Origin of the sequence: Burkholderia sp. WSM2232 (assembly GCF_000472545.1) — a bacterium.
Lineage (GTDB): Bacteria > Pseudomonadota > Gammaproteobacteria > Burkholderiales > Burkholderiaceae > Paraburkholderia.
Genome location: NZ_AWZV01000007.1, coordinates 73,137 through 89,683 on the forward strand (window position 1 = coordinate 73,137; position 16,547 = coordinate 89,683).

16 protein-coding genes are annotated in these 16,547 nt (G+C 63.6%); 5 read left to right on the top strand and 11 right to left on the bottom strand.

Annotated features, from left to right (window positions below; genetic code table 11):
* Positions 1–8: 8 nt before the first annotated feature.
* The 4 genes from F757_RS0106890 to F757_RS0106905 all read right to left on the bottom strand — a co-directional run bounded on the left by F757_RS0106890 (position 9) and on the right by F757_RS0106905 (position 3,740).
* The gene (locus F757_RS0106890; protein ID WP_027210763.1) at positions 9–821 is read right to left on the bottom strand and encodes a carbohydrate ABC transporter permease; all 813 of its coding nucleotides are present in this window, start codon (positions 819–821) and stop codon (positions 9–11) included.
* Entirely contained in the window at positions 809–1,687 is an 879-nt protein-coding gene (locus tag F757_RS0106895) for a carbohydrate ABC transporter permease (RefSeq protein ID WP_027210764.1), read from the bottom strand. Before F757_RS0106895 ends, F757_RS0106890 begins: the two co-directional genes overlap by 13 nt.
* Positions 1,688–1,798: 111 nt before the next feature.
* The gene (locus F757_RS0106900; protein WP_198021361.1) at positions 1,799–3,019 is read right to left on the bottom strand and encodes an ABC transporter substrate-binding protein; all 1,221 of its coding nucleotides are present in this window, start codon (positions 3,017–3,019) and stop codon (positions 1,799–1,801) included.
* A gap of 334 nt (positions 3,020–3,353) precedes the next feature.
* Entirely contained in the window at positions 3,354–3,740 is a 387-nt protein-coding gene (locus F757_RS0106905) for a MerR family transcriptional regulator (protein WP_027210766.1), read from the bottom strand.
* Between the two features lie 87 nt (positions 3,741–3,827).
* On the opposite strand from F757_RS0106905, the gene F757_RS0106910 reads away from it, so the two are divergent.
* From F757_RS0106910 to F757_RS0106925, 4 genes are all read left to right on the top strand, one after another.
* Positions 3,828–4,736 carry an alpha/beta fold hydrolase gene (locus F757_RS0106910; protein ID WP_027210767.1) on the top strand — a complete coding sequence of 303 codons (909 nt, stop codon included), beginning with the start codon at positions 3,828–3,830 and terminating at the stop codon, positions 4,734–4,736.
* Between the two features lie 25 nt (positions 4,737–4,761).
* Positions 4,762–5,655: an alpha/beta fold hydrolase gene (locus F757_RS0106915; RefSeq protein WP_027210768.1), complete on the top strand. Its 894-nt coding sequence runs from the start codon at positions 4,762–4,764 to the stop codon at positions 5,653–5,655.
* A gap of 133 nt (positions 5,656–5,788) precedes the next feature.
* Positions 5,789–6,940 carry a TDT family transporter gene (locus F757_RS0106920; RefSeq protein ID WP_051376706.1) on the top strand — a complete coding sequence of 384 codons (1,152 nt, stop codon included), beginning with the start codon at positions 5,789–5,791 and terminating at the stop codon, positions 6,938–6,940.
* 117 nt (positions 6,941–7,057) lie between these two features.
* Positions 7,058–8,053 carry a malate dehydrogenase gene (locus F757_RS0106925; protein ID WP_027210770.1) on the top strand — a complete coding sequence of 332 codons (996 nt, stop codon included), beginning with the start codon at positions 7,058–7,060 and terminating at the stop codon, positions 8,051–8,053.
* A 61-nt stretch (positions 8,054–8,114) separates the two neighbouring features.
* Here the strand turns inward: F757_RS0106925 and F757_RS0106930 are convergent, their stop codons facing one another.
* The 6 genes from F757_RS0106930 to F757_RS0106960 form a co-directional block, all read right to left on the bottom strand.
* Positions 8,115–8,855 carry an SDR family oxidoreductase gene (locus tag F757_RS0106930; RefSeq protein WP_027210771.1) on the bottom strand — a complete coding sequence of 247 codons (741 nt, stop codon included), beginning with the start codon at positions 8,853–8,855 and terminating at the stop codon, positions 8,115–8,117.
* A gap of 143 nt (positions 8,856–8,998) precedes the next feature.
* Complete coding sequence (locus F757_RS0106935) at positions 8,999–9,904, bottom strand: SDR family oxidoreductase (RefSeq protein ID WP_027210772.1); 906 nt, start codon at positions 9,902–9,904, stop codon at positions 8,999–9,001.
* Between the two features lie 62 nt (positions 9,905–9,966).
* Positions 9,967–11,046: a HoxN/HupN/NixA family nickel/cobalt transporter gene (locus F757_RS0106940; RefSeq protein ID WP_051376699.1), complete on the bottom strand. Its 1,080-nt coding sequence runs from the start codon at positions 11,044–11,046 to the stop codon at positions 9,967–9,969.
* A gap of 90 nt (positions 11,047–11,136) precedes the next feature.
* Positions 11,137–12,174: a DUF4331 family protein gene (locus F757_RS0106945; protein WP_027210774.1), complete on the bottom strand. Its 1,038-nt coding sequence runs from the start codon at positions 12,172–12,174 to the stop codon at positions 11,137–11,139.
* 203 nt (positions 12,175–12,377) lie between these two features.
* Entirely contained in the window at positions 12,378–13,682 is a 1,305-nt protein-coding gene (locus F757_RS0106955) for an MFS transporter (RefSeq protein WP_027210775.1), read from the bottom strand.
* A gap of 15 nt (positions 13,683–13,697) precedes the next feature.
* Positions 13,698–15,035 (bottom strand): sensor histidine kinase, encoded by a 1,338-nt coding sequence (locus F757_RS0106960; RefSeq protein ID WP_027210776.1) that lies wholly within the window; start codon positions 15,033–15,035, stop codon positions 13,698–13,700.
* Between the two features lie 293 nt (positions 15,036–15,328).
* On the opposite strand from F757_RS0106960, the gene F757_RS36910 reads away from it, so the two are divergent.
* A complete protein-coding gene (locus tag F757_RS36910; RefSeq protein WP_332258130.1) occupies positions 15,329–15,535 on the top strand; it encodes an SDR family oxidoreductase in 207 nt (68 codons plus the stop codon).
* Here the strand turns inward: F757_RS36910 and F757_RS33120 are convergent.
* The gene (locus F757_RS33120) at positions 15,516–16,484 is read right to left on the bottom strand and encodes a LysR family transcriptional regulator (RefSeq protein WP_051376700.1); all 969 of its coding nucleotides are present in this window, start codon (positions 16,482–16,484) and stop codon (positions 15,516–15,518) included. The genes F757_RS36910 and F757_RS33120 overlap by 20 nt on opposite strands.
* Positions 16,485–16,547 lie beyond the last annotated feature (63 nt).

Sequence of the window (16,547 nt, forward strand, 5' to 3'; positions counted from 1 at the left end):
CGATCTCCTTACTTGCCTTTGAGCATTGAATTCAACAGCCGGCTCAGGACGCCGACAAAAATAATCGGAGGAAGAGCGAGCAGGACGGTGGAAGCATTGATGACGCCCCACGGCACCTCCTGCCCGAGCGAAGTGAACGCGGAGGCAACAACCGGCAGCGTCGCGCTTCTCGACGATGTCAAGGCGAGTGCGATCATCAGTTCGTTCCAGACCAGTACGAAGCTGAACACGATGCCGCCCATCAGGGTGGTTGCGCTGATCGGCAAGGCAATGCGCCAGAACACCCCGTACGGGCCGTAGCCGTCCAGGGTAGCGGCTTCTTCCACTTCGCGAGGCAGGCGCTGAAATACCGGGATGGACAGCCACGTAATGGTCGACAACGTGACCAGCAGATACGTGACCACCATCGAGAACTTCGTGTCGTAGAGTCCCAAGTCCACCCAGATAGCGATCAACGGTATGGCGACCGCGACCGGCGGCAGGAAGCGCAGCGACAAAAGGAAGAACTGGATGTCGCGCTTGCCCGGCACGTGATAGCGCGCAATAACATAGGCAGCCGGAACGCCAAGGAGCGCGCCAAGCACGACAGCAAGACCTACGATGGAGAGGCTGTTTCCGAGTCCGATCAGAACCTCGGGGCTCGACACGACCTGCCGGTAGTTATCGAGCGTCGGCGAGAAAATGAAACGCGGCGTCGGCGTGACGATGTCGAGCAGATTCTTCAGCGAATTGAGGAACGCCCAGAATATCGGAAACACGGCGACCACTGCGAGCACAAGGCCAAATGACCATGTGCTACTTCGCGAGATCAGTCTTCCCATTTGTTCACCCGCTTCCAGATGAAAGTGAAAATCACCGTGGTCGCAACCATCATCAGCACGGCCATACTCGACGCATAGGAGACCTTTCCGGACAACCCGATACCTTGCGAATACGCATACATGTCGAGGGTTTCCGTGGTGATGCCCGGTCCGCCTTTCGTCATTACATAGACCAGATCGAACGAGCGCAGCGATTCCACCATCTTGATGAACACCAGACTCATGATCGGCACCTTCAGCATCGGCAATGCGATATACGCGTAGACCTGCCAGGTGCGCGCATAGTCGAGTCGTGCGGCCTCGAGCGGCTCTGGCGGCAGCGTTTCAAGCAGTTTCAGTACGACCACCGCGAAGAACAGTCCCCACTGCCAGATGTCGACGAGTGCCACCGCGTACAGCGCCAGGTGCGGATCGGATAGAAACGCCGTGTTCCCGATTCCCAGCAGACCAAGAAACCAGCTAAGAATGCCTGTGAGAGGCGAATACATGAACTTCCAGATGAAGGCCGCCGACACTCGCGGTAGAAGCACCGGCACGATCAGCAACAGCGAAATGACGCTGCGCATGCGGCCATGAATCTGCTCGAACAGATAGATCGCAACCAGAACGCCGACCGCGACCGAGCCCACGACCGTGGCAACTTCCCAGATCGCGGACACCTCGATGGAATTGAGGAACCGTCTATCCGAAAAGAGCCGCAGGAAATTGCGCAGCCACACATATTCGCTGTCCGGGTAGCGCAGCACGCGATTTTTCAGCGCGAGATTGATTGCCGCGACGGTAGGAACCAGACCGAGGACCGCCATCACCGCAAGAGGCGGTCCGAGAAATACGAATGGAAGGCTTGTTTTGCCCCGATTGAACATTGACTTCTCCAACAGCGTAGAGTCCGCGAATTCAGTGTTCCCGTGAGACCACGACCGGATCTGCAGTGCCTCTTGCGACGCAACGGGTGCAGCAAGCAAGGGGCGTCTACGTTACTTCTTCACGCCATGTTCCATTGCGTCGCGAGCGTACTGAACGGCGTCGTTCAAGGTTGCCTGAACGTCCGGCTGCGTACCCGTGAACACCTCCTCCAGCGCGATACCGAGGTTGTCGCCGATATCCGGCCACTGCGGGCTTGACCAGATCGTGACCTTCGTCACCGGGTTGGTATCGTTCAGGCCAGCGAGAATCTGCGGCTTGACGTGCTTCTGGAAGTAATCGCTCTTGATCGTGCTCGAGCGGTTGTAGTCGCTGAAGACGTTGTCGCGAAGGCGGGCCTGCTCCTGATCCTTGCCTGTCGCCCAGGCAATGAACTTCCCTGCCGCCTGACGCGTGCATTCGTCCTTCGCGCCGACAGAAGAAATCGCGAGGCCGTGACCGTAAGCAGCCGACGGTAACGGTGCTGGCGGCTTAACGTATCCCACCTTGTCCGCCACGCTGGACTTGGTCGGATCTTCCATCCAGTCGGCGAACGGCGTCGATTCGATCATGAACGCGACTTTGCCGGAACGGAACGCTTCAAGCGCGTTGCTCCAGTCGTACGTCGAAGAACCAGGGGGCGCGTATTTGAAGAGATCCCGATAGAGTTGCGTCGCCTTCACGGCGCCCGGCGAATTGAAGGATGGAGCCTGGTTTTTGTCGGTCCAGGTACCGCCCTCGGCGAGCATGAATGGCGCCCAGCGCCACACGTTCATGCCCGACCCGCGTTGCCCGCGTGCAACCCAACCGTACATGTTAGGCGGCGCATTGAGCTTCTTGATGTCCGCGACGAGCTCGTCGAGCGTCTTCGGCACTGGAAGATGCGCTTTCTCGAGAATGTCGCGACGGTAGAACAGGAAATCGCCTCCGCCGATCAGCGGAGCAAAATACGCGACACCCTTATAGCTTGCCACCGCGCGCCGGCCCGGCAGGAAGTCGTCGTAGTCGGCGTCTTTCGGGTAGTACTTCAACAGCGGCACGACCCAGCCCGCTGATGCGAACTCGGCGACATTCGCCTCGTCAACGTAATAGATCTGGTAGGAACCCGCGCCCGTTGACGCGTCAAGTCGTGACTTCGAACGACGGTCGTTTTCACCAAAGTAGTTGATTTCAATCCGGGTGCCGCTGCGCTTTTCATAATCGGGCAGCGACTTCTCCATGACTGACAGGCCGAGGCTCTTCTGGGCAAGCATCTTGAGCACGGGGACGTTGCAGGTCTGCGCCGTCGCTAGCATGGGAAGGCTTGCGCTCATGAACGCGCAAGCTGTGAGCAATGGGATGGGTTTCACTCTCGTCTCCGCTTTTGGAATGTTCTTTGGCATCGCCATACGGGTGCTGCAATTCAGAGCAGGGCAGGCGTACGGTGACGAGAACTGTAGTGGCCGCGGCCAATGTCCAGCCACTGCAAAAGACGGAAGCCGCCGATACTTTTTGCTCGCGCGTTGGGTGCGGTGCACAAAATGTGTCAGTGACTGAAGCGGTCAGGTAGGCCGCGCGCAGACATGCGCAGCAAAAAAGCCGCGTTCAATGTTCCTGTTTGACGGAGATCTCTGTGTGTCGCGGTTCGCGTCAGTCGACGGGCGGCACCGCACCTTCCAGCAAGGTCTTGATGAGCCGGGCGCGCCGCTTTTCGAGGTCCGCGATCTGGCGCTCGATGGCTGCGAGCCTGACTCGCTGGACGTCGGTGATCTGATCGCAAGAACGGGCGCCTTCGATCAGAAGCATGCAGTCGGGAAAGCCACGAATATCGTCGATGGTGAAACCGGTCGCGATCATGCGCTGAACCTGCTTGACCTGCGTGACCGCTTTTTCGGGGAACATGCGATAGCCGTTGCTCGCACGTACCGAGGCGAGCAGACCATGCTCGTCGTAGTGCCGGATAGATCGCACGCTCGCGCCGGTGAGTTGCGAGAGTTGTCCGATGGTCAACAGTTCGCGTGTAGGCGTGTCTTTCATGAACAGCAGGCTAACACGAATTCGCTTGACTCTCACATCGGTGTAAGGGTTGAGACTAGGCGCACTGCCACTCTTTCGGGAAAGACAATGAGCTTGCGAACGTTCCTTCACTTTTTGAGTGCCGCGTTGTCTGCCGCGACACTGCTTGCATCTGCACCCGACGCGATGGCGGCGCCGACCAGCTATATGGTCACATCGGCGGATGGGGTGAAGCTGGCGGTTCAGGAAAGCGGTGACCCGAACGGTCCGCCCATCATTCTGGTGCATGGGCTGCTCGGCAGCCGCCTGAACTGGGACGCGCAGGTGCAGAGTCCCGAATTGCGCCAATACCGGATCATTACTTACGATCTGCGCGGCCACGGTCTGTCTGATAAGCCGTCCGGCGCACAGCCGTATCACGACGGAAACCGTTGGGGGGACGACCTCGCGGCGGTGATCCAGGGCTCACACGCGCGCAAGCCCGTGCTGGTTGGCTGGTCGCTCGGCGGTGTCGTGATATCGAACTACCTCGCGAAGTATGGCGATCGCGCGGTCGCGGGTGCTGTGTATGTCGACGGCGTGGTCGAGCTGGCGCCGGTTCAGATTGTCGACCATCCCGATGTTTATCGTGACATGAATTCGCCGGATCTGAAGACGCATCTCGACGGTGAGCGCACCTTCGTCGGCCTGTGTTTCAACCATCGGCCTGACGCCGATACATTTGACCGGCTGCTAGCCAACGCCGCGATGGCATCGTGGGACATGCAAAAAGAAGTGCCGACGATGACGGTGTTCGCTGCAGAGGGGCTCGGCAAAACACGCATACCGCTGCTCTTCATCTACGGCGGTCAGGATGCGCTGGTCAACACACATGCGACGCTGGCTCGCGCGACCGCGCTAAACCCCCGCATTGTCAGCAAGGTATACACGGACTCGGGTCACGCGCCGTTCATTGAGGAAGCCGCGCGTTTCAATCGCGATCTGGCCGAGTTCGTCAGGTCGGCGTCGCAGCAATGAAGCCACGTTTTACGAGGACATGAGCATGGCGCATGGAGTCGAGCATGACTTCTTTCCGGGGTTCGGGAGCCTCGACGTCGAAGCGGGCGATGTCTCGTTTCGGGGCAGAATTGGCGGGAGCGGATCGCCGGTTCTGCTCCTGCATGGCTACCCGCAAACACACATTGCGTGGCGATTTGTTGCGCCGACGCTCGCCAGGTCGCACACCGTGATCGTGCCGGACCTGCCGGGGTACGGCGACAGCCGGACCCGCAATGATCAGCCGCGCTGGTCCAAACGTCGCGTAGCCAGCGCGCTCGTCGCGCTGATGGACCGGCTCGGGCACGAGCGCTTCGCAGTGATCGGGCATGATCGGGGCGCTCGGGCCGGATACCGGCTTGCGCTCGACCATCGTCGCCGCGTCGCGGCGTATGCCTCGCTGACCGTGATACCGACGCTCGATGCATTCGCATCTATCGACAAGACATTCGCGCTGAACGCCTGGCACTGGTTCTTCCTGGCACAGCCGGGCGATCTGCCGGAGCGAATGCTTGCGGCTGACCCGGATGCTTATCTCGACACTGCACTGGCGAAGATGGCCGGCGGTCTTGAGCGGATCGATCCCTTGGCTCTCGACGTCTATCGAAATGCGTTCAGGCGTCCGCACGTGCGCCACGCGATCTGCGAAGACTATCGAGCCGCTGCTGCCGAGGATCTGGAGCACGATGCAAGCGATGCAGCTGCGGGACGAAAACTCGCCTGTCCGGTGCTTGTACTGTGGAGCGAGAGGGAGCAGAGGGCTCGAGGCATCCAGCCCCTCGAAGCCTGGTCTCGATGGGCAGCGAACGTGACAGGCAAGGGATTGCCCGGCGGCCATCTGTTGCCCGAGGATGCGCCCGGTGCGGTATTGACGTCCCTTCAGGGTTTTCTGGCCGGATAGCTGTAGCGTTGGCTCCCGTAAAGATCTGGCCCATGCCAATCTATTATCGCGTCTATGCAAAAGATGTATTTTTCGTATGGCAGCCCGCGCTTTACATTGCATTCATCCGATGGCTTCGAAGAGGAACACCGCGATGAACGCGAAAAGGTATGGCGTGTTGCCGACGCACGGTCGGCAAGGATGGGCGGAAAGAGTGCGGCAATTCACGCCGAACTGGTTTGCCATGACGATGGGCAACGGGATCGTGTATCTCGTGCTGGCCGGACTGCCTTGGCATTTCGCCGCGCAGACGGCGTTGGCCGAGATGCTATGGGCCGTCAGCATCGCGCTTTATGCGGTCTTCGCGGCGATGCTGATCGCGCGCTGGATCTTCTATCCCGAGACGATCCGGCCGATGCTGCATCACCCGCTGCAGTCCATGTTCCTCGGCGCGGTGCCAATGGGGCTGGCCCCGATCATCAACGGACTCGTGCTGTTTGCCGGCCCGCACCTGGGCGACGGCGCGTATCAGCTCGCCTATAAGCTGTGGTGCCTCGACGCGATACTCGCGATTGCGGTCGCCATCGGCGTGCCGTACATGATGTTCACGGCGCAAAGCCATGCATTCGAGCGCATCACGGCGGTGCTGTTGCTGCCCATCGTCGCGCCCGAAGTAGCTGCGGCGAGCGCCGCCGTGCTGGCCCCGCACGTCGATGCGCAAACGGCCCGCTTCGTCGTGGCTGCGGGCTATGTGCTCTGGGCGCTTTCCGTGCCGCTCGCGTTTAGCGTGTTGACCGTTGTTTTCTTCCGGCTCGTCATTCACAAGCTTCCACATCGCGACCTTGGCCCGTCGAGCTGGCTCACGCTGGGTCCGATCGGCACCGGCGCACTCGGTCTGCTCACGCTCGGTCTCGCCGCGCCCGCTGCGTTTGCCGGCACGCCGCTCGCCGCTACGGCGCTGGTCGCGCGTGACCTCGGTTTGATCGGAAGCTTGCTGCTGTGGGGCGTGGGCTTCTGGTGGCTCGCTACGGCCATGCTGTTCACGGTGCGCTATTCCCGCGAGGGCTTGCCCTTCAATCTTGGATGGTGGGCCTTCACGTTCCCGCTCGGCGTCTACACCGTTGCGACCTTCGGGCTGTATCGCGCGACAGGATTCGCTGCGTTTGCCGTGATTGGCGGCGTGCTCGCGACGATGCTGGGCGCCTTCTGGGTAGTCGTGCTGTCGCGTACATTGCGCGCTCTTGCGCGTGGCGAACTGTTCCATGCCCCGTGCCTCGTTGCTCACGTGCGAGCAGCGCTGGCCTGACCGCTATCACGCCCCGTCGTCCTGCAAAACCTGCGAGGCCCGCGGCGTATCGAATGAGCGTGTGTATCCCCGCGCTCCCTGCACCCTCGCGTTTCCTTCTCCAGGAGAAATTTCATGATGTCCAGACCCGCACGGCGTGTGGCTGTCACCGGCGCGGCCGGCCAGATCGCGTATTCGCTGTTGTTCCGCATCGCACGCGGCGACCTGCTCGGCGAAGACCAACCCGTGATCCTCCAGTTGCTCGAACTGCCGCAAGCGCTGGAGGCGCTGCGCGGCGTGGTAATGGAACTCGAAGACTGCGCCTTTCCGCTGCTGCGTTCCGTCGAAGTCAGCGATGACCCGCGCGTAGCGTTTCGCGACGCCGACTACGCGATGCTCGTGGGTTCGCGGCCGCGCGGCAAAGGCATGGAGCGGCGCGATCTGCTGGCAGCCAACGGTGCGATCTTCCGCACGCAGGGCCAGGCGCTCAACGAGGTGGCGCGTCGCGAGGTCAAGGTGCTCGTGGTCGGCAATCCTGCGAATACCAATGCGTGGGTAGCCCGCCGCTATGCGCCGGACCTGCCGCCCGACGCCATTTCGGCAATGATCCGCCTCGATCACAACCGCGCTGTCTCGAAGCTCGCCGCGCGCTGTGGCGTCGCGGTGGATGCTGTCAGCCGCATGATCGTGTGGGGAAATCATTCGCCCACGATGTACCCCGACTACCGCTTCGCGTTGATCGACGAACAACCGGCGGCGGCGCGCGTGGCCGACGAGCGCTGGAATCGGGAAGTCTTCATTCCGGAAGTAGCGCGTCGCGGCACCGCGATCATCGAAGCGCGCGGAGCGTCTTCGGCGGCCTCGGCTGCGAATGCCGCCATCGATCAGATGCACGACTGGATTCACGGCAGCGCCGATAGCTGGGTGTCGATGAGCGTACCGTCCGATGGGTCTTACGGTGTGCCCGAAGGGCTCATGTTCGGCGTGCCCGTGATTTGCCGCGACGGCACGTTCGAGCGGGTTGCGGGGCTCGAGATCGACGCGTGTGCCTGCGCGAAGATCGGCGCTTCGGTACAGGAGCTGCTGGAGGAATCGCTTGCCGTCGAGGCCATGCTCTCCGCGCATGGCGAATAACGATGGCGGGCGCAGGAACGCACACGCCCGTGGGCGTTCCTGCGCCTATCTGCTGTGCGGCTTAGCACATGCCGCCGTTCGCGCGGACGATCTGGCCGTTGATCCAGCCGCCTTGCGAGCCCACCAGGAAGGCGACCACGCTCGCGATGTCTTCGGTCTGCCCGAGCCGTTCCAGCGGATTCATTTTCGCCATGCGGTCGATGAGTTCAGGGCTCTTGCCCGCGAGGAACAGATCGGTAGCAACCGGCCCCGGCGCCACGGCGTTCACCGTGACGCCACGCCCGCGCATTTCCTGTGCGAGAACCTGTGTGAGTCCTTCGACGGCGCACTTCGTGGCGATATAAACGGCATACGTCGGCAGGCGCACACCGGTCACGCTCGTCGTCAGGTTCACGATGCGCCCGCCGTCACGCACCCGGCGCGCGGCTTCGCGCGACACGTTGAACGCACCCTTGAAATTGATGGCCACAGTTCGATCGAACGTGGCGTCGTCGAAATCCACGATCTTTGCCTGATTCATGACACCGGCGCTGTTGACGACGGCGTCGATGCCGCCGTACGCTTTTTGAGCAGCGTCGAACAGGGCGATGGTGGCCGCCGGATCGGCAATGTCTGCCTTGACGGGCAGGGCGTCGCCACCCGCCTCGCGAATCTTCGCCGCGACTTCTTCTGCAGGGCCTGCATGGCTCGCGTAGTTGACGACTACCCGGAATCCGTCTTGCGCGAGACGAATGGCGATTTCGGCGCCAATGCCGCGCGAAGAACCGGTGACGATCGCAACCTTGCCAGACGTTGAGGACATACCGCGCTCCTTGAGATAAGTGCCCGGTCGCGGTCGACGAGCGTCGCGCAACCAGCGCCGGACGGTTGAGTGAATGGGTTTGTATCGGATGGCATCGCGCCGCGCCGGCGACGCGCGCACGCGCGCCGACGCTGCGTGCCCGCTCAGGTCGCGGTGTGGACCTGCGGCACGAGGAGTTCGCCTAGCCCCACGCGATGCAGCATCTCGGCCCGCAGCCGGTCCAGAACCGCGAAGCCCACATTGGCACCGTCTTCTGTGGGGTCGATGTGCACGCGAAACGGCCGCTTGCCGAACGGCTTGTCCACCACCTTCACGATGGCGTCGGCGACGAGGCTCGCGTCGGCGTCCGGCGGCACGATGGCGGCGAAGGCTTCCTGAACCTCCTTGCCGAAGCCGGCGTACGGTCCCGTTTCGTACTCGGCGGCGCGAGCCTGATCGGCGGGCAGCCCCGCGTGCGGGAAGTGGTTGGTGCCGCGCGTGAAAGCACCCGGCACGATGATCGACGTTTCGATGCCCCAGCGCGACAGCTCGCGCGCGTAGAGCACGGCGATGGCGTCCATCGCGGCCTTCGCGCCGAAGTAGGGCGCAAGGTACGGCGGCGTGCCGCCGGCCGCGCTGCTGCTCGATACCCAGACCACCAGCCCTTGCTTCTGGCCGCGCAGGTGCGGCAGCACCGCGCGGTTCACGCGCTGCGTGCTCACCACATTGACGTCGTAGAGTTGCGCGTACTGTTCCGGCGTGAAGGCTTCGGCCGGACCGAATGCCATGTGACCGGCGTTGTGAATCAGCACGTCGATGCGGCCGGCATCGGCGATGACTTTCGCGACTGCCGCCTCTACCGACGCTTCCGACGACACGTCGAGTTCCACCGTGCGCAGGTCCGTACCGGCTTCACGCGCTTGGGCCGCCATCTCTTCGGCCACTGGCGCATTGCGGCCGCGTGTGTCGCGCATCGAGGCATAGACGGTGTAGCCGGCTTTCGCCAGCGCTTCGGCAGTCAGGCGCCCAAAGCCACTGGAAGCGCCGGTGATGAGAACGACTTGGCTCATGATCGAATCTCCTTGAACGGTTAAATGGAGTGAAAACGCGGGTCAATGGACGACCCATGAAGTCATGCGTCGTGCTCGTCGCGCACGGCGGGTTCGGGAACGACGGACCATCGCTCTTCGATGCGTCCGAACTTCCATATCGCAGCCGAAATGGCCCACGTCGCAACGAACAGGCCGACGATGGCGTAGCCCGCTTCGTTGAGATCGACGCTCGAGGTCCATGTCTGGAGCACGCCGTGTTTGCCCGCTGCGCCGGGCGCGGCATCGAGCAGGCCCAGCACTTCGATGGTCGCGATGCTCACCGCAACACTGGTGGAAAGGCCCGTTACGACGAGGTTGTAGTAGATCTTGCGCACGGGCTTGTCGAGCGCCCACCCATAGGCATAGCTCATGAACGAGCCGTCGATCGTGTCGAACAGCAGCATGCCTGCCGCGAACAGCACGGGCAGGCACAGGATGGCGTACCACGGCAGCCCCGACGCCGCGCCCGAACCCGTCAGCACGAGTAGCGCGATTTCCGTGGCGGTATCGAAGCCGAGGCCGAAGAGCAGACCGACGAAATACATCTGTGCGGGCTTGCTCACGATGCGCATGAGCGGTGCGAGCACGCGGCTCACGAGGCCGCGCGATTCGAGGCACCGCACGAGATACGCGTCGTCGTAGCGGCCGGTTTTCATTTGCCGGAAGACCTGGTAGATGTCACGGAACGCAGCGACGTTCAGCAGCGCGATCACAAAGAGAAAGCCGCTCGAAATGAGCGTGCCCAGCACGCCCGTCAGTGTGCGCAACGTCGAGCCGCTGTCGACCAACTGGTTCGACACTGAACGCATGCTCACCGCGATCAGCAGAGAGAGCCCGAACACGATGCTCGAATGACCGAACGAAAACCAGAATCCGACCGATAACGAGGACTTGCCTTCGCCTACCAGCTTGCGTGTGGTGTTGTCGATTGCGGCGATATGGTCGGCGTCGAACGCGTGGCGCATGCCGAGCGCGTACGCGGCAATGCCCGCGCCGATACCCAATGCCGTGGCGCTCCCGCCGCGGTGCAGAGGGGCGACGAGAGCGAACAAGGTGCCCCAGCCGACAAGGTGGAGGAGTGCGATGAAACCGCCCATCGCGGCAACAGGACGTGTAGACATGGTGGGCCGATCAAGAGAGGGAAAGCGGAGTTGGCACGATGGGGCGGCACGCCCGGCTGCGCACGCCTTGCGCGGCCGGGCGCGCCGGTGTCATGCGACGGCCCTGGGCACGTACGGAAACCGGGAAGACGGTTTCGAGGTGACCGACTCCTTGCCGATGCCGAGACTGATCGGCGTGTTCGCGGCCATCGTGAACATCACGTCGGGCGCGTTGTCGGTCATGGTCCGGCCGTTCCAGAGCGCGACGCCGAACACGGCCGGCGTGCCCACGGTGTACGGCAGGATGTTGGGCAGAAAGCGGTGCGCCACAGCCGTGGCATAGCCCTCCGGGTCTTCGCTCGTGCCGTTGGCCCGCACGGCCCCGGCAATGGACCGGATGAGCTGCGCGCCATACGTCTCGAAGTCGTCGGCGGGACGGCCCGCATTCAGACGGTCGCCAAGTTCTTCGTTGTACTGCGTGAAAAGCGGGTGAATCATGGGCAGGCCCACGCGGTTGATGGACCGCCAGCCGCCTGCGTCCGTGGCGAGTGTCGCAACCGCCCATACGCCGATCCTGCGGTTCGTGCCGGCTGTTGCGAGCAGATCGGCGTCCGGCACCTCCAGCACGATCGAGTACACAGTGTGGCCTGCGAAGAGGTTGCGCGCGTCGGCGGGTTGCCAACTGCCGAGCTCGAGCGGCGTGCCGTCCTGAAACGCATGGCCTACCGCATGCAGGACGTCCGGTTCGATCCAGAACGGGTCGCCGGCATGGCCTGCCCACACGCGCAGACCGGAAGGCGTCGTCACCGTTTCGTCCGTGCCGCCGCGCGCCACCACGTCGCCCTGCGCATGCGGGTCTGTTGCCTCGGCGTCGGCAATGCGGCGCACGACGAAGCGCTGTTTTCCCTGGGCGTCGCGTTCGTCGAATGTGATGCGATAAGTCACGTCCTCGACGGCGTCGTGATCCAGGTCAATCTTGAATTCGTAGAAGCCTTCGGGATGGTAGCCGGGCGTGCGTTGTTCGCCCGCTAACGAGTGGCACACGTTGATCACGAACGCGGTGCCCGTTTCGCCGCGAAAGCAGTAAAGATCCGTGATGTCGAGGCGCACGTCCTGGCGGGCGAGCGGGGAGTCGAGGTGGTGAGACATGGTTCGATCCTTTCCGTAAGGTCAACGACGATGGAGCGGCGCGGTATCGCGCGCGCCGGTTGCTGCGCATTGCGCTGGACGACGGAAAGGAGTGTCGCGCGCGAGCGGGGCGCGCGCTGTAGGCAAACGTGAGGGCGTTGCAGATTTGCACGACGGCGTCGCGCTCGCACGCGACTAATCTCGCACGCGACTAATGCGCCTCGCTACGCGTTCGCAGCGGGGCCTTGCGCGCACGCGGCGTTCGAGACCCGCAACAGGAGAAGGGCGAGCAACGTGACGGCGGCGGACACGAACACGTACCACCCGGCGGCCGCCTGCGAGCCGCTCCATGCGGCGACGCAGGCAACGACGAACGGCGTCGTGCCGCCGAACAGCGCGACGCCCGTGGCATAGACGAGGGACATGGCAAGGGCACGCCCGCGTACCGGAAACATTTCGAGGATCACGATGATGGTCGGTCCGCCCGCGAGCGCGGACAACCCCGCGAACAGCGCGACGACGCAAAAGAGTGCGCCGGGTTGCGGATACGCGGCCGCGTAGTGAAACGCGGGCACAGCAGCAAGCATGGTCAACGCGCGGGCGAACGCGATGGTGCGCAGGCGGCCGATGCGGTCCGCGAGCCAGCCGCCCGCTACCGAGAGCGCGAGCGTGACCATCCCCACCGCGGCGGTCGTCACGAACGAGGCGTGCGCGGACGGCGGCGCGCCCGCGACGCCGAACGTGGTCGCGTAAGTGGCCACGTAGGTGGGCACCGTGCCGCCGAAGATCAGCACGACGGCGAGCAGCCATTGCCCGCGCAAGCGGGCCAGCATGCCGCGGAATGGCTGCGCGTCATGCGGCGGCTGCCACGTCTCGGCAATATGACGGCGCAGGTAGATCTGCACGGGAATAAGTGCTGCGGCGAGCGCGAACGGCACGCGCCAACCCCAGCGCCCGATCTGCTCCGCGGTGAGGAGGTCGTGCAGCGCGATGCCGCAGGCGCCTGCCGCGACGAGCGCGAGCCCTTGCCCGGCCATCAGCCAGCCGGCGTACAGACTCTTTTGGCCGGCCGGGCAATGTTCGATCAGCAAGGCCCCCGACGAGCCCATTTCTCCGCCCACCGCGACGCCTTGCAGGATCCGGCAGAGCAATACCGCTATCGGCGCCAGCACGCCGAGCGTCGTATAACCCGGCGTGAGTGCCACGCCGAGCGAGCCCGCGGTGACGAGTGCCGCCGTCAGCAACAACGCCGGCTTGCGCCCCGCCGTGTCCGCCTGTGTACCGATGACGAGCGCACCGACAGGCCGCGACAGGAATCCGGCCGCGAACGTGCCGAGCGAGAGCAGCGTTCCGTATGCGCCCACGGCATGCGGAAAGAACGCACGCGCAATGAACGCGGCGAAAACCGTGTAGCAGAAGTAGTCGAAGAATTCGATCGCGTTCGCGAGCACGATCGTGGCTAACGTGCCAGGTGCGAGACGGTGCAAAGCCGTTGCTGCGGCGTGGTCGTAGTTCGGGGAGCGGTGCATGCGGCTCGCGCTGCTTTAGAGCGAACCGTCGTTGCAGCTCACGGCTGCCCGCGTTGCGTGCGCGACGGGTCGGCCTGTGCCGTGCGCGCGAGCCGAACAGGGCAGCGTGAAGCAGAACCGCGTGCCCGAGTCGCCCGTGTGCGCCACCCATATCGCGCCGCCGTGCGCTTCGACAATCGACCTCGAGATGGGCAGCCCCATACCCATGCCGTCGCTCTTGGTGCTGGAGAGCGGTTGAAAGATCGCGTCGGGCTGCAAGGCCTGGATGCCGCCGCCCGTATCCACCACCTCGAAGAGCGTCTGCGAGTCGTTATAGCGGCGTGCCCGCACGGTGAGCAGCGGCTCGCGGCCCTCGGCGCTCGTAGCGGCAATCGCATGGATGCCGTTGATCAGGAGATTGGTCAGCACCTGCTGGAGCTGGATGCGGTCCGCGTAGGCGGTCACGGCAGGTTCGATCTCCTTGGCCAGCGTGATCGCATTCGCGTTCGCTTCCGACGCGATCAGCAGCATCGCGGAATCCACGATCTCGGCGCAGTCCAGTTCGATCGCCTCGACCGGCGCGCCCGCAAGAAAGCCGCGCAGACGCCGGCAAATGCCCGCGATGTCGTCGGTCCACTGCGATGCATGACGGAACGCGGCGAGCGCTTCGGCCACGTTGGGTTCGGGCCGGTCCAGCCAGCGCACCGCGGCGTCGAGCCCCGTGCGTACCGCGCCGAGCGGCTGGCCGATCTCGTGCGTGATGGACGCCACGAGCTGCCCGACCATCGAGACCCGCGCCGTGCGCGCCATCTGGGCACGCAGCGCCTCGAGCCGGTCGGTGTTTTCCTTGTGCTCGGTGACGTCGAACGCGTAGAAATGCAGGCGCCGATATTGAGCGATGTCCCTCGGCAGCGAACAGCGCCAGACGATCGGCACTTTCCGGCCGGTGAGGGTGGTGAGAACGCGCTCGCCCTGGCACGATGCGTGACCTTCGAACATCGCGCGCAGCACTTGCGAGTTGCTGAACCGGTTCGCCGGCAGCAACTGACGCGACCACTCGAAAAACACTTCCTTCGACGCGGCATCGAAGAGCGCAAGTGTCGCGTCGTTGGCGTCGACGAACGCGTGCAGTTCACGCAGCTTCTGAATCACCTCGGGATGCTCGTCCAGCCAGGCGTCGAGATCGTCCACGCCGCTGGTTCTGAGCGAGTCGACCCACGCTTTGATACCCGACCAGTCTTCGATCAGAATCGGAATGGGCGCATCGCGGAACAGGCCGTCTGTTTCGATAAGCGCCTCGTTCGCAAAGTGCGCAGATGCATCCAGCGGTTGCTGTATCGGCGCGGCTATCGCCTCGGTATTTGGCTCGTTCATGCGGCAGGTCCGATACGGGCGGATGGGCAACTTTCCCTGAACTGCGGCGGCGGGAAGTCGCGACAAGAAAGTTGCGGCGATTATACAAAACCAAAATGCTGCGAAAACAGCCCTGGAAGGCTTTTCGCAGTGCCGCGGCAGGCACATTGCATGGGTTCGCCACGCCGATTTTCGCAGCGTCGGCATTTGTCTGCTTTCAGAGCGTGCAAATCGAAAAACGTCTTCCCGTGCGGCGCGCATGGTGGGACGCGCACCGGGCAGGCCGGTGCCTCACCACACTGAAAGGAGCAGAAATGTCGAAAGCGTCGAAAGTCGCCCTCGTCACGGGCGCCTCGGGCGGCATTGGCAAGGCCGTGGCGTTGCGTCTCGCCGCGGACGGATTCCCGGTGGCCGGCCACGGCCAGCCGAACGACATTGCGGGAACCGTGGCGTTTCTGGTGGGCGACGACGGCGAATGGATAAACGGCCAGATCGTGTACGTCAACGGCGGCTTTGCCTGACGCTGCCGGCGCTTTCGGGGCCAACGGCTTCCCAAGCGCCGGCTGCGCCTTCTTCGGCAGCCGTGGCGTTGAGCGTGCCGCTTGCCACGAGGTCGAAGAGCGCCTGGCTGCTGGGCGACAGCGACCGCCCCTTCGCCCACACCATGTGCAGCGGCCGCACGATGTGCAGGTCTTCCACCTCGATGATGGTCAGCTCGCCGCGCCGCAATTCTTCCTTCACGCTGAGCGTCGAGATGTAGGCGAGTGCGTGCCGCGAAAGCAGCATGCGCTTGATCGCTTCCGTATCGCTCACCGACATGAGCGGTTCGATGTCGAGCCCCGCGCGCCGGTACGACTCTTCGATGATGGCGCGCGTACCCGAGCCTGGCTCGCGCATGATGACAGCCTGTTCCACCAGTTCGCACGCGCGCAGCTTCTTGCCCGCGCACGGATGTCCCGGCGCCGCGATCACCGCGATTTCGTCGGAGCCGATGCGGCGCGCGTGAAGAATGGAATCGTCGAACGGCCCTTCGATGAAGCCGATGGTGAACGCCAGATCGCGCAGCCCCGCTTCCACGCGTTCGGTGTTCGTGACCGTGAGGTCTATGGCGACGTGGGGATGGCGCGCATTGAACCGCGCGATCGCATCGGGAACGAAGTACACCCCGAGCGTGCCGCTCGCGCCGATCTTCATGTGTCCGCAGCCGAGGCCGGCGAGTTCTGCCAGCTCTTTCTCGGCGGCATCCGCAAGCGTGAAGATGCGGCTCGCGTATTCGTAGAGCAGCTTGCCGCCTTCGGTGGGTGCGACGCCGCGCGGCAGGCGGTCAAAGAGCATCATGCCGAGGCGGTCTTCCAGTTCGCGAATCTCGCGCGTCACGGCCGGCTGGCTGACGTGCAGCCGCTCCGCGCCGGCGCTGATGCTGCCCGCGCGGGCCACTTCGTAAAAGGCGAGCAGGTGAGTGAAGTTCATGTAATGTCGAAAAAGGACCGCGCGTGCCCAGCGGAGCCGGCCATCGGTCGGGTCTTGCTGGGC